This window comes from Fundicoccus sp. Sow4_D5 (genome assembly GCF_052116365.1).
Classification (GTDB): Bacteria; Bacillota; Bacilli; order Lactobacillales; family Aerococcaceae; genus Fundicoccus.
In genome coordinates, this window is the sequence record NZ_JBQKLF010000006.1 from 130,734 (window position 1) to 144,112 (window position 13,379).

The 13,379-nt window shown below is 37.4% G+C and carries 13 protein-coding genes; all 13 read right to left on the reverse strand.

The window, feature by feature from the left end:
- Window positions 1-92: 92 nt before the first annotated feature.
- Window positions 93-551: a carbohydrate ABC transporter permease gene (locus tag ACTQ45_RS08620; RefSeq protein WP_441752958.1), complete on the reverse strand. Its 459-nt coding sequence runs from the start codon at window positions 549-551 to the stop codon at window positions 93-95.
- Between the two features lie 318 nt (window positions 552-869).
- Entirely contained in the window at window positions 870-1,034 is a 165-nt protein-coding gene (locus ACTQ45_RS08625) for a hypothetical protein (protein ID WP_441752903.1), read from the reverse strand.
- Between the two features lie 250 nt (window positions 1,035-1,284).
- A complete protein-coding gene (smpB, locus tag ACTQ45_RS08630; protein WP_441752905.1) occupies window positions 1,285-1,752 on the reverse strand; it encodes an SsrA-binding protein SmpB in 468 nt (155 codons plus the stop codon).
- Window positions 1,753-1,773: 21 nt separating this feature from the next.
- Window positions 1,774-4,161 (reverse strand): ribonuclease R, encoded by a 2,388-nt coding sequence (gene rnr / locus ACTQ45_RS08635; protein WP_441752907.1) that lies wholly within the window; start codon window positions 4,159-4,161, stop codon window positions 1,774-1,776.
- 45 nt (window positions 4,162-4,206) lie between these two features.
- Window positions 4,207-4,962: an alpha/beta hydrolase gene (locus ACTQ45_RS08640; protein WP_441752909.1), complete on the reverse strand. Its 756-nt coding sequence runs from the start codon at window positions 4,960-4,962 to the stop codon at window positions 4,207-4,209.
- A 143-nt stretch (window positions 4,963-5,105) separates the two neighbouring features.
- Window positions 5,106-5,339 carry a preprotein translocase subunit SecG gene (secG, locus tag ACTQ45_RS08645; RefSeq protein WP_441752911.1) on the reverse strand — a complete coding sequence of 78 codons (234 nt, stop codon included), beginning with the start codon at window positions 5,337-5,339 and terminating at the stop codon, window positions 5,106-5,108.
- Window positions 5,340-5,706: 367 nt separating this feature from the next.
- Window positions 5,707-5,976 carry a hypothetical protein gene (locus ACTQ45_RS08650; RefSeq protein ID WP_441752912.1) on the reverse strand — a complete coding sequence of 90 codons (270 nt, stop codon included), beginning with the start codon at window positions 5,974-5,976 and terminating at the stop codon, window positions 5,707-5,709.
- Between the two features lie 195 nt (window positions 5,977-6,171).
- Window positions 6,172-7,473 carry a phosphopyruvate hydratase gene (eno, locus tag ACTQ45_RS08655; RefSeq protein ID WP_441752913.1) on the reverse strand — a complete coding sequence of 434 codons (1,302 nt, stop codon included), beginning with the start codon at window positions 7,471-7,473 and terminating at the stop codon, window positions 6,172-6,174.
- A 130-nt stretch (window positions 7,474-7,603) separates the two neighbouring features.
- Window positions 7,604-9,133 carry a 2,3-bisphosphoglycerate-independent phosphoglycerate mutase gene (gene gpmI / locus ACTQ45_RS08660; RefSeq protein WP_441752915.1) on the reverse strand — a complete coding sequence of 510 codons (1,530 nt, stop codon included), beginning with the start codon at window positions 9,131-9,133 and terminating at the stop codon, window positions 7,604-7,606.
- Window positions 9,133-9,891: a triose-phosphate isomerase gene (gene tpiA / locus ACTQ45_RS08665; protein ID WP_441752916.1), complete on the reverse strand. Its 759-nt coding sequence runs from the start codon at window positions 9,889-9,891 to the stop codon at window positions 9,133-9,135. Before tpiA ends, gpmI begins: the two co-directional genes overlap by 1 nt.
- Window positions 9,892-9,913: 22 nt before the next feature.
- Window positions 9,914-11,104, reverse strand: coding sequence for a phosphoglycerate kinase (locus ACTQ45_RS08670; protein WP_441752917.1), 1,191 nt, complete (start codon window positions 11,102-11,104; stop codon window positions 9,914-9,916).
- Between the two features lie 110 nt (window positions 11,105-11,214).
- Window positions 11,215-12,216 (reverse strand): type I glyceraldehyde-3-phosphate dehydrogenase, encoded by a 1,002-nt coding sequence (gap, locus tag ACTQ45_RS08675; protein WP_441752919.1) that lies wholly within the window; start codon window positions 12,214-12,216, stop codon window positions 11,215-11,217.
- Between the two features lie 30 nt (window positions 12,217-12,246).
- A complete protein-coding gene (locus ACTQ45_RS08680) occupies window positions 12,247-13,287 on the reverse strand; it encodes a sugar-binding transcriptional regulator (protein WP_441752920.1) in 1,041 nt (346 codons plus the stop codon).
- Window positions 13,288-13,379: the final 92 nt, after the last annotated feature.

Here is a 13,379-nt window from a genome sequence, read left to right on the forward strand (position 1 = left end):
ATTCTTTATGTTAAATATATTTTTTCATAAAAAAGGTGCGACTGGCTCCTAAGTCGCACCTTCATATTTTTTGATTTTTAATCCTAGTTTTTTTACCCTTTCGTACTGGCTGAAGTATTCATCCCTTCGATAAAATAGCGTTGCAAGTCGAAAAATAGAACTACCACAGGTATTAAGACGATTAAAGAACCAGCCATCATATAATTCCACTGTGTAGCAACTTGATCTTTAAACACTTTCAAACCAATCTGTAACGTGTAGAGTGATTCATCATTTAAGTATAATAGCCGCCCCATAAAATCATTCCATGCGCCATTAAAACTGAATACCGCAATCGTTGCTAATGCTGGTGTTGAAAGAGGCAAAATAATAGTAAACCAGATATAAAGATGTCCGGCACCATCTATTTTAGCAGCTTCATATAAGTCAGGTGAAATCCCTTGAAGACTAGCAAGATAAAGTAACATTGAGCCACCAACTCTCCATATGTTGATAAAGATTAGAGCTGACTTAGTCCAATCAGGATCAAATAGCCAGGCTGGACCAGTGATGCCAGACTAAGAAAGCGCAATATTTATTAACCCCGTTTGCGGACTCAACAATTGCATCCATAAGAAATAGACTCCTACTCCGGAAAGAATCGAAGGAAGGTAATATATCGTTCTAAAAATCGAATGCCTAGTATTTTTTGATTCATTAGTAAAGCTATGCCAACAGCACCAACTATTGTCAATGGAACAGAGATTGCCACATAAAAGAGTGTATTACCTAAGGAAATCCAAAAAAAGTGGCTCATTATTAAACATCCTACGATAATTATCAAAACCAATAAAGTCTATCTGTGATGTCATATCATAATTAGAAAAACTTCAAACAATGAAAATAATAAAGGTCTCAAAGTGAATACAACTAAACCAATTAACAATGGAGCAATAAAAAAGATAACCCTGCAGCCCTTCTCTTCTATAAGCCTTAGACAATTTTTTTCGTTCAGTATTTTTATTTCTTTTTCTAAAGGGTTTCTCATTAGCCATCTCAAAGCCTCCTTTATTTTAATTGAATCGAGTAAATGGTGGTCTCAATTGGATATCATATGGACTGATCAAGCGAAATACTCACCAAATTTAAAACAATTAAGTTTTAAATTAATATTGTGTTAAGAATAGTTACGATGATGTTCTACACTTACGTGTAAATTATTAAAAATTTATTTATAGTATATTTTGACAATTCATAAAGAAGCAGAGACATTGATTGTCTCTGCTTCTTTATTGGTTATTGTATTTAATATCTTCCTCTATCACGCATCGCACGATCAATGTCACGCTTTGCTTGTTGATCTTTGAGTGCATGACGTTTATCATGCTTGTCTTTACCTTTTGCTAAACCAAGTAAAACCTTAGCGCGTCCACGAACTAAATAAACTTTTAACGGAACGATTGTCATTCGGTTCAACTTGACCTGCGATTGAAGGTCTGAGATTTGCTTTTTATGCATCAGTAGCTTGCGGTCTCTCAATGGATCATGATTAAATATATTTCCAAAATCGTATGGACTGATGTGAACATTCTTCAACCAGGCTTCTCCCCTATAAATAGTGATATAACCATCTTGAATGTTAATTTTACCATCTCGAATTGCTTTAATTTCAGTACCTCTAAGCACTAAGCCAGCTTCATAAGTGTCAATGATATGATAGTCGTGTCGAGCTTTACGGTTTTGTGCCAAAGGCTTATCGTGGGTCTTAGCCATCGTTTTCACCTCGTCTACTCTCTATTTACTACGCTTGCGAATGGTGAATTTATTTTTCCCCTTCGACTGATTGCTTTTGGATTTTCCTCTTGAATTCTTACTATTAGAACGCCCTTTACCATCCGCCACATTTTTCAGACCTTGACGGTTAGTGTTTGATTGACGTTTGTTTTTATCTTGAGTTCTAGCATTTTTGGCTTGACGTTTTTGACGATTTAATGCATCAATGTCAAGGCCTTCAACAGGCTCTGCTTCTAGAATATCAAAATCAATTTGACGTTCTTCGATATTCACAGATGTTACTTGTATCTTAACCTTCTGGCCAATTCGGTAAACTTTACCTGTTCTTTCACCAATCAGTAATAAATGTTGTTGGTTAAAGTTATAATAATCATCTGTTAGATTAGATAAGCGAACCAAGCCTTCCACTGTATTGGGTAATTGAATAAAGATACCAAATGATGTAATTGAACTAATCATTCCTTCAAATTCTTCTCCAACTTTATCCAACATGAATTCAGCTTTCTTCAGCGCATCTGTTGCTCTTTCAGCATCAACTGCTCGTCTTTCCATTTGAGAACTATGAATAGCGATTTCAGGCAGTTTTGCTTCTAAACGTTCTGACTCTTTTGGTGTTGGACGGCCTTTTATGTATTGATGAATTAGACGATGAACAATCAAGTCTGGGTATCGACGAATCGGTGACGTAAAGTGTGTATAGTCTTCTGCAGCTAAACCATAATGCCCACGTGGCTCTTCACTATACTTCGCTTGTTGCATACTTCTTAACATCATCGTCGAAACAACTTGTTCAAAGGGCTCTCCTTCAACACTTGATAAAGCTTCTTGTAATTGTTTCGGACTAATTGAAGCAGTGTCGCCTCTTAAAACAATCCCAAATGAAGTCACAAATTCAGCGAACCGATCCATTTTCTCTAAGTTCGGTTGTTCATGAATACGGTAGATAAACGGATAAGCTTTATTTGTAAATTCTTTTGCTACTGTTTCATTAGCGGCTAACATAAAGGATTCAATTAATCGCTCACCAATAAATCGTTCACGTAATTCAATGTCGATTGGGTTTCCATCTGAATCTACAATAATTTTAGCTTCTGGCGCATCAAAGTTTAAAGCCCCTCGTTCAGAACGCATGTCTTCAAGGATATGGTGTAACTCAGACATATCTTCTAACATAGGTACAATTTGCTGGTACTCTTCGCGTAAGTCGCTATTACCATCTAAAATATCATTTACATCAGAGTAAGTCATTCTGTAAGAAGAATTAATCACACTTGGATAAATAGAATGTTTCGTTACTTGTCCAGATGGATCTATCGTCATTACACAACTTAATGTCAAACGATCTTCATTTGGATGTAGGGAACAAATTCCATTTGATAATCTTTGCGGTAACATTGGTACAACACGGTCTGTTAGATAGACTGACGTCGCTCTTTCTAAAGCTTCTACGTCGATTGGGCTTCCTTGTGTAACATAATGAGAGACATCTGCAATATGTACACCAAGTTCGAAGCTACCATCCTCGTTTTTCTTTAAAGAAATCGCATCATCCAAGTCTTTCGCATCAGCGCCGTCAATTGTCATAATTAACTCATTTCGTAAGTCTTTACGCCCTTCAATAGCCGCTTCATCTATGACTTGTGGTACTGATTCTGCTGCTTCCTTTACCTCTTCTGGGAATTCACTTGGAATACCAAATTGATAAAGAATCGCGAGAATATCGACACCTGGAGCGTCTTTATGGCCGATTTCTTTAGCGACTAAACCTGTCATAACGTTTGGTCGCTCGCTTGTTGGGTAATCTTTAATTTTAACAATACAAATTGTATGATCCGCTGGATGGAGTCCATCTCCTAAAACATAAATACGAACTTCATCCGCATAGTCCCCGTTGGGTTTAACATACCCTAAGTAACCTGTTTCTTCTCTTTGAGTTTGATTATAAGCGAAAAACTCCCCTACTAATTGCGTTGCTGCACGTTCAGTTACTTTCTCTACTCTCGCTTCAGAACCTTTACCAGTTAATGGATCGACATGTTTAATAATACTTACTTCAACAGTATCTCCATCCATCGCTTCACCTACGTGTGAAGGTGGGACAAAAAAATCAGGTTGTTCATCATCATAATGAATAAAACCATAACCTTTACCATTCGATCTGAATGTTCCAGTCACTGTGTCCTCTCGAGAAATCACACGAAACTTTCCATTAGGCAATAATTGAATTTCGCTGACACGCTCTAAAAAAGCGAGCGCTTTAACTAATTTTTTATAATTCTTGGTGCCTTCGTAGTTTAATACTGATGATAAATCATTCACACTAAAACTTCGTTCTTCATTTTCTTTTAAAAAGGCTAATATTTTTTGTTCAAATTTAGATAAACTCATATTCAGCCTCCTCTCTATTTTTATTAATATTTTTTTGTAAAGTCATTAAGTATTATCAGCTAAGAAACTGATCACACTGTTTTCAAAATCGACACGATCACGATTAACCGTAATAACGTGTGTATTCTCTGGGAACCAATGAAAATCGATTTTAGCATTAATTAATTCGTCTTGTAATTCGTAGACATCATCCGTGTCAATCAGCTCATCTTTGGCAGACTGAGCGATATAGAAAGGTTGGTCAATAGTTGCTAGCTTCTTTTTAACTGCTTGTTTTACTTGTTCCAACTCATCCATTTGTTCCCAATGGGCTTTATGAATTTTTTCTTCATCCAATTCATATTGTTCCATGGTTTGAGTCGTACGTGCTAAATATTTGGCATACCCCATAAAAGCTTTAGAGACATCGGTTCTTTCTACTGTAACAACCGGTGAGTTAAAGATTCCGCCTCCATCAATCGAGTTTGATGGATTAGCAATTAAAGCTGTCGCCATAATACCACCCATTGATAAACCGAAAACAAAAACTTTTTCAAAGCCTTGTTTTTTCAACCAAGTATAGGATGCTTGAGCCTCTTCTAACCAAATAAAGGCAGATGCATTAAGAATATCAAAAATATCGTCAGACCAATGACCACTAAAATTAGGACATAAAACAGAATACCCTAATTTATGTAAGCGGCGTCCTAACAAATTCATATCTTTAGCTGATCCAGTATATGCGTGTAATAAAAGAACCCCAACTTTGGCTCCTTCACTCGGCAAATAAATAGCTTTCTCAAATGGAATATTAATTGTCAATTTCAACATCCTCTCTACATCATCCATTTTAACGCAATGAAAGATACATTCAAGTATAAGCCCTTTGTGTATTAGGATTTAAACAGTCAATAAGAATTAAAAAATCCCTGATAAAAGAATCAGAGATTGTACAAGTTTAGTTTTTATTTAGTTGATAGAATCGCTAAAACAATGGCAATCCCAAAAAATAAAATCCCTAACACAGTAGTAGCTCTAATTAGAAAAGCTTCAAAACCACGTGCTTTTGTTTTTACAGTACCATCATCGCCACCACCAGTTAAAGAACTTGCAGCATTACTTTTAGATGGTTGCATTACCACTGATATAACTAATAAAATCGAAACTACGATTAACGCAATCATAAGTGCATTGTACAAAGGACATCCTCCTTAAAAAATCTCTACAATTAATCGTAACATAAAAAGCTTACTAATGCTATGCTTTCAGCAAAATATTTACATGCTTTAATTGTAATGGACCTTCTTTTCGTGAAATATTAAAGCCTCATCCCACCGTTCACTCCAAGGACTTGACCATTAATGCAATCAAAATAAGCCAAAATGCCTGCATTAAACGGCGCCTCTACTGGTGAATAAGTCCCTAAAATAGCAGCAGAGTTACCAACTAAAATCGATTCATCTGTAACCCCTTGGTCTGCGAAAGCTGTTAGCGCAACTAAAGCAACGTTAAAGTAGCTGATGCTGCAACTAGAACAAATTTATATTTTTTCATTTAAATTTCCTCCTATTGGATATTAGTTTTTCCTAAATATGAATCAACTAATGACGCGTCTTGCAATAGTTCATTGGCTTTGCCTTCATTACTGATATTACCAACTTCTAAAACATAGGCATAATCCGCAATTTTTAGTGTTTGAACCGCGTTTTGTTCTACAATTAACACTGTTGTACCGTCTTGGCAACTGTGATGGATAATCTCCAGAATATTTTTAATGATAATTGGTGCTAGACCTAACGATGGTTCATCTAGTAACAATAATCTAGGATAACTCATTAACGCACGTCCAATAGCTAAGAACCGAGGAAAACCAGTTAAATTATATAAGATTATATCATCATTTAAAATGAAAAATCTAATCAGACTATCTATTATCAACAAAAAACGCCCCCTTATCTTATTTTTCTCAAAATAAAATAAAGAGAGCGTTTGGTTAAACTACAGCCTGTTTCTATTGAATCATACTGTCAATTATTTATTTTCTAAGTTGTAGAAAGCTTCTAAGCCTTGGTATACTGCTAAGTCGCCTAATTCGTCTTCGATACGTAATAATTGGTTGTATTTCGCCACACGGTCTGTACGTGATAACGAACCAGTCTTAATTTGACCAGCGTTTGTTGCCACGGCAATGTCAGCAATTGTTGAATCTTCTGTTTCACCAGAACGGTGAGAGATTACTGCTGTATAACCAGCACGTTGAGCCATTTCAATTGCATCAAAAGTTTCAGTTAAAGTACCGATTTGGTTAACTTTAATTAAGATTGAGTTACCAATATGGTTTTTGATACCTTTAGATAAAATTTCAGTATTCGTTACGAATAAATCATCACCAACTAATTGAACTTTCTCGCCTAAACGTTCAGTTAATAATTTCCAACCGTCCCAGTCGTTCTCATCCATACCATCTTCAATAGAGATAATTGGGTACTTTTCTACTAATTCAGCTAAGTAATCTACTTGGCCAGCAGCGTCTAATTTAGCGCCGTTTTCGCCTTCGAATTTAGCGTAGTTGTAAATACCATCTTCGTAGAATTCTGAAGCTGCACAGTCAAATCCTAGGTAAACATCTTTACCAGGCTCTAAACCAGCTGCTTTGATAGCTTCTAAGATTGTTTCAACACCGTCTTCAGTGTTTTCGAAACGAGGTGCGAATCCACCTTCGTCACCAACTGATGTTTCTAAACCGCGTCCTTTTAGAATATCTTTAAGAGCGTGGAATACTTCAGTTCCCCAACGAATTGATTCTTTAAATGTTGGTGCACCAACTGGTAAGATCATGAACTCTTGGAATGCGATTGGTGCATCAGAGTGAGATCCACCGTTAATGATGTTCATCATTGGTGTTGGTAATACTTTAGTGTTGAAACCGCCCAAGTATTGGTATAAAGGAATGTTTAAGTAATCAGCTGCTGCACGTGCTGCTGCAATTGAAACGCCAAGAATTGCGTTTGCACCTAATTTACCTTTGTTAGGAGTACCATCTAATTCGATTAATAAAGTATCGATCGCTGCTTGTTGTAATACATCATAACCTAATAATGCTTCTGCAATGATGTTGTTTACGTTATCTACAGCTTTAGTAACACCTTTACCTAAATAACGGTCTTTGTCACCATCACGTAATTCAACAGCTTCGTGCTCACCTGTTGAAGCTCCTGAAGGAACCATTCCGCGACCAAACGCACCGCTTTCTGTATAAACATCAACTTCAATTGTAGGGTTACCACGTGAATCTAGGACTTCTCTTGCATAAACATCTGTAATAAATGGCATATTATTTCTCTCCTTTGAAATAAGTATAATCAGCAGTAAAGCTATGCTTTCTGTGACTATCTATAAGTAATTGTATTCATTCTGACTAATAAAAGCAAAGTATTTCGTGTGTGTAATAAAAATTTCAAGCTTAAGCTTTAATTAAGCTTTCACCTGTCATTTCTTCAGGCTGTTCAACATTTAATAAATCTAATAATGTTGGTGCTAGGTCAGCTAATTTACCACCATCGCGTACTTCAATACCGTGTTTAGTCACAATAACTGGCACAGGATTTGTCGTATGAGCTGTCATTGGTTCACCTTCAGGCGTTGTTACTTCATCTGAGTTACCATGGTCTGCTGTAATAATTGCTTGACCACCTTTAGATAAAATTAGATCAACAATTTCTCCTAAACATTCATCAACCGCTTCAATTGCTTTAATTGTTGGTTCAAGCATTCCACTATGGCCAACCATATCAGGGTTAGCAAAGTTTAAAATAATCGCATCTAATGTGTCTTCGTTAATCGCGTCGATTAATGCATCTTTCACTTCGTATGCTGACATTTCTGGTTTTAAATCATAAGTTGCAACTTTTGGTGATGGGATCAAAATACGGCTTTCTCCTGAGAACTCCTGATGACGTCCACCACTCATAAAGAATGTTACGTGAGGGTATTTTTCAGTTTCAGCAATTCTCAATTGAGTTTTACCAGCTTTGGATAACACTTCACCTACAGTATTTACTAAATCTACTTTTTTGAAAACAACTTTTGCTAACACATCATCACTATAGTGAGTAAAGGTCGTAAAGTTTAAGTTTTTAGGTGTTTTAGTTGAACTAAAGCCATCAAAAAGCGGATTGGTTAATGCTGTTGATAATTGAATCGCACGGTCTGGACGGAAGTTGAATAAAACAACAGAGTCACCATCTTCGATAGTTGCTACAGGATGTCCATCTTCTTCTACAACGAAAGGAAGTACGAACTCATCAAATACTTTTTCATCATAAGATGCTTGCACACCTTCTAATGCAGATGAAAAGGCTGGACCATCTCCTTTAACAAGTACATCATACGCCTTTTCAACCCGTTCCCAACGCTTATCACGGTCCATTGCATAGTAACGTCCAGAAATTGACGCGAATTTTCCAAGTCCAATTTCGGTCAATTCTTCTTCTGTTCGGCGGATATAGCCTAAAGCTGAATCCGGCGCAACATCACGTCCATCTAAGAAGCCATGGATATAGACTTTTGTTAAACCATGTCTTTTAGCTAAACGTACTAGTGCAAATAAATGCTCATAGTGAGAATGAACGCCACCATCTGAAAGTAAGCCCATTAAGTGAAGTGATTTGCCACTTTCTTTCGCGGTTTCAACTGCTTCAATTAACTCTGGAATCTCGTAAAAAGATTCGTCACGAACTGCGATGTTGATACGTGTAAGTGATTGATATACCACACGACCTGCACCAATGTTCATGTGTCCAACTTCTGAATTCCCCATTTGCCCTTCTGGCAAACCAACGAATTCACCATCAGCTCTCAATTGATTATGAGGAAACTCATTCCAATAGCGATCGAAATTAGGTTTCTTAGCTGCTTTAACAGCATTGCCTTTAACTTCATCACGACAAGCGAATCCATCAAGGATAATTAATGCTACTGGTGCTTTACTCATTATTTAACGGCCTCCAATAATGCTAAGAATGAATCCACTTCTAAACTTGCTCCACCAACTAAAGCTCCATCGATGTGCTCTTGAGCCATATATTCAGCTATGTTTTCAGGTTTAACTGAACCACCATATTGAATACGTACTTTTTGAGCGACTTCGTCAGAAGTTACTTCTGCAACAGCTTGACGAACAACACCACAAGTTTCGTTAGCAAGTTCTGCTGAAGAGGATTTACCAGTTCCAATAGCCCAGATTGGCTCGTAAGCAATAACTGATTGAGCAACTTGCTCTTCAGTTAAGCCTTCTAAAGCTGCTTTGACTTGACCAGAAACAAAATCATTAGTCTCGCCTGCTTCACGTTGCTCAAGTGTTTCCCCACAACAGATAATTGGTGTCATACCATTACGGAAGATAGCTTTCGCTTTTTTGTTAATCTCTTCGTCTGTTTCGTGGAAGTACTCGCGACGTTCTGAGTGTCCGATAATTACGTATTCTACACCTAAAGCTGCTAAAGCTTTTGGACTAGTTTCGCCAGTATAGGCACCTTCGTCTTCGAAGTAACTGTTTTGAGCAGCTACTTTTAATTCTGAACCTTCAGAACCTTTTTTGATTGATTCTAAGAATAAAGCTGGAGCACCAACTACTGAATCAACAAGTTCTGCTGAAGGGATTTGATCTTTAACTGCAGCCACAAAATCGCTAGCTTCAGTATGAGTTTTATTCATTTTCCAGTTACCGGCAATGATAGGTTTGCGTGTCATAAAGCCATCTCCTCTAATAAGTTTATTTTTCGTCAATTGCGTCTACACCTGGTAGAACAACACCTTCTAGGTAGTTTAACGAAGCTCCACCACCTGTTGAAATGTGCGTGAATTTATCTTCGTAACCTAATTGTGTAACAGCAGCTGCAGAATCACCACCACCAACAATTGTGATAGCGTCTTTTAAGTTACTTAGAGATTCTGCAACACCGTTTGTACCATGTGCAAATTTCTCCATTTCGAATACGCCCATTGGTCCGTTCCAAATAACTGTTTTAGCATCTTTCAATACTTCGTTAAACAGTTTGATAGATTCTGGTCCACAGTCTAAACCTTCCCAGTCGGCAGGAATGTCATCAACTGATACAGTTTGAGTGTTCGCATCGTTAGAAAAATCATCCGCTACAACTACATCAACTGGTAAGACTAACTTATCGCCAGCTTCTTCTAGTAATCTTTTCGCTAGATCGACTTTATCTAATTCTAGTAACGATTCACCAACTTCTTTACCTTGTGCTTTCAAGAATGTGTACGCCATACCGCCACCGATAATTACTTTATCCGCTTTAGATAATAAGTTTTCAATCACTTTAATCTTATCTGAAACTTTTGCTCCCCCTAAAATCGCCACAAATGGACGTTCTGGTTTATCAACAGCTTCACCTAAGAATTTCAATTCTTTCTCTACTAAGAACCCTACGGCAGATTCTAAGTTAGCAGAAATCCCAACGTTAGATGCGTGAGCACGGTGTGTTGTCCCGAAAGCATCGTTAACGAACACATCACCAAGTGATGCCCAGTATTTACCTAATTCTGGATCGTTACCTGACTCTTTCTTACCATCTAAGTCTTCATAACGAGTATTCTGAACTAATAATACTTCGCCCTCTTCTAAATCTGCGATTGCAGCTTCTAAAGCTTCACCGCGAGTTTCAGTTGAGAATGCAACCTCTTGTTTTAATAAAGCTGCTAAATGCTCAGCAACTGGTGCTAAATCATTTTTCACTTTATCTTCTTCACTTTTAATTTTTCCTAAGTGAGAGAATAAAACTACTTTTGCATTGTTTTGAATTAAATGGGTCACAGTGTCTAATGCTGCCCTAATACGTTTGTCGTCCGTAATCTTGCCATCTTGCATTGGCACGTTAAAGTCAACACGAACAAGAACAACCTTGCCCTTAACATCTAAATCTCTAACTGTTTTTTTAGCCATATTTTTTCCTCCTAATGAGTTAAATTTACACGCAAAATGGCAGGGAAGCGTCTTGCCTCCCCGCCAATAATTGGATAGACGCTTGTTTAAACGCTATGCTCTTCTTTTTATTATAGTTTAGCGAAGTGCTCTAAAGTACGTACTAATTGAGCAGTATATGACATTTCGTTGTCATACCATGCAACAGTTTTAACTAATTGGTGGTCGCCAACTGTCATAACTTTTGTTTGAGTTGCATCGTATAATGAACCGTAAGTGATACCGACGATATCAGAAGAAACGATCGGGTCTTCTGTATAACCATAAGATTCGTTAGCTGCTGCTTTCATAGCTGCATTAACTTCGTCAACAGTAACTTTTTTATCTAAAACAGTTACTAGTTCAGTTAATGAACCTGTTGCAACTGGAACACGTTGAGCTGCTCCGTCTAATTTACCTTTTAATTCAGGAATTACTAAACCAATTGCTTTAGCAGCACCTGTAGTGTTAGGAATAATGTTTTCTGCAGCAGCACGAGCACGACGGAAGTCGCCACCTTTATGCGGTGCATCTAAAGTATTTTGGTCACCTGTATAAGCATGAATAGTTGTCATTAAACCTTCAACAACACCAAATTCTTTATTTAAAGCATCTGCCATTGGAGCTAAACAGTTTGTAGTACATGAAGCACCAGAAATAACTGTTTCGTCACCTGTTAAGATTTCGTGGTTAGTGTTATAAACTACAGTTGGAACATCGTCTCCACCTGGTGCAGTAATAACAACACGTTTTGCTCCACCTTGTAAGTGTAATTCAGCTTTTTCTTTTGAAGTAAAGAATCCAGTAGCTTCTAAAACGATATCTACTCCTAAGTCTCCCCAAGGAATTTCATTAGGGTTTGGATTGCTTAATACTTTAACTTCTGAACCGTTAACTTTGAAAGCACCTTCTAGTACTTCAACTTCACCGTTGAAACGTCCTTGAGTTGTATCATATTTTAATAAGTGAGCTAACATGTTTGCATCTGTTAAGTCATTAATTGCTACAACTTCTAAACCTTCTACCTCTTGAATACGGCGGAATGCTAAACGACCAATACGTCCAAAACCATTAATACCAACTTTTACTGTCATAATCTGACTTCCTCCTTAAGGAATTTTATTTTATAGGGTTTCCCCTTTTAAAACCTGATTAGCTATGCCTTCATCACAAATTAACCATCCGTGAGTTGGGGCAAGTTTGAAAAAGGCACTTGTAGCTTCTGCTTTCGAGGCACCACCGACGACAGTGATTATCAAGGGGATGTGATCGAGATGCTCTAATTGGATGCCCATACGTGGTAGTCGAATGACTGCTTTACCATCGCGATTATAGAACACGCCAAATGCTTCTCCCACAGCTTGACCATCAATGATTTCTTGATGCTGTTGCGGTGTTATGTCTCGTCTGTCTGCCATAACTTCAGCAGCGCCGACGCTAAGCAACAAACAATCTGCTTGCTGACTCATTTCAATTGCCTTTTTGATGGAAGGATCCATCAAGAGTATCTTTGATGTATCTTGAGTAATTTTTTCTGGAATAAACAATGGAATAAAAGTAGAATTCGTACGTTGTGCCATCAAGCCACCTACATTATTAGATTGAATATGAATCGAACCACCTACGCCACCTCTTGTCGGTACGAAGACTAATTCACGTTCTGATGAAAGACTCTCATCGAAGTAACCTCCTATATTTGCAAGAGTCGAACCACCGGTAACTGCGATCACATTACGACCTAATGATAAATGCGTACTTAAGACTTCTTGAACTGCTTGACTCATCACTTCATAAACAAACTCATCTAAATCAGCATCACCTGGAATTACCCAACAGTGTTCTAGATTCAAATGTTTTTTTAACGCTATTTCTAAGCCATATAAACGATTGGCTTTTCTAGCTAACACATCATAGCTTTCAATCTTTTGTCGACCAAATGCAGTTAACTTAATTCCTGCATTATTGACATCGACTAGTGACTGTTCACGTAATACATCGATTGCTGTCCTTAAGACTCGCTCGGTTACTTGAACTTTTTGTGCCAAAGATTTTCTGCCAATCCGATGCGATGTTTGTTCTAATTCATGAAGAATCGAAATTCTAAGCGAAAGTACTTCTTGAATATCTGGCACTATAGCTTGTATAACCGAAAACACGTCTTCCATAGTGTCCCTCCTCGTATGGGCAACTTCCGTCCAATAGTCTAGTGTAACACTAACTATTAATTAACGTAATAATCCCCCACAAACTATATAAT

What these genes read in the sequence shown, in the direction of transcription:
- gap (WP_441752919.1), bottom strand. Translation starts at nt 12,216, where the DNA reads ATGACAGTAAAAGTTGGTATTAATGGTTTTGGACGTATTGGTCGTTTA.
- tpiA (WP_441752916.1), bottom strand. Translation starts at nt 9,891, where the DNA reads ATGACACGCAAACCTATCATTGCCGGTAACTGGAAAATGAATAAAACT.
- ACTQ45_RS08680 (WP_441752920.1), bottom strand. Translation starts at nt 13,287, where the DNA reads ATGGAAGACGTGTTTTCGGTTATACAAGCTATAGTGCCAGATATTCAA.
- ACTQ45_RS08670 (WP_441752917.1), bottom strand. Translation starts at nt 11,104, where the DNA reads ATGGCTAAAAAAACAGTTAGAGATTTAGATGTTAAGGGCAAGGTTGTT.
- ACTQ45_RS08625 (WP_441752903.1), bottom strand. Translation starts at nt 1,034, where the DNA reads ATGGCTAATGAGAAACCCTTTAGAAAAAGAAATAAAAATACTGAACGA.
- gpmI (WP_441752915.1), bottom strand. Translation starts at nt 9,133, where the DNA reads ATGAGTAAAGCACCAGTAGCATTAATTATCCTTGATGGATTCGCTTGT.
- smpB (WP_441752905.1), bottom strand. Translation starts at nt 1,752, where the DNA reads ATGGCTAAGACCCACGATAAGCCTTTGGCACAAAACCGTAAAGCTCGA.
- ACTQ45_RS08650 (WP_441752912.1), bottom strand. Translation starts at nt 5,976, where the DNA reads ATGAGTTATCCTAGATTATTGTTACTAGATGAACCATCGTTAGGTCTA.
- rnr (WP_441752907.1), bottom strand. Translation starts at nt 4,161, where the DNA reads ATGAGTTTATCTAAATTTGAACAAAAAATATTAGCCTTTTTAAAAGAA.
- eno (WP_441752913.1), bottom strand. Translation starts at nt 7,473, where the DNA reads ATGCCATTTATTACAGATGTTTATGCAAGAGAAGTCCTAGATTCACGT.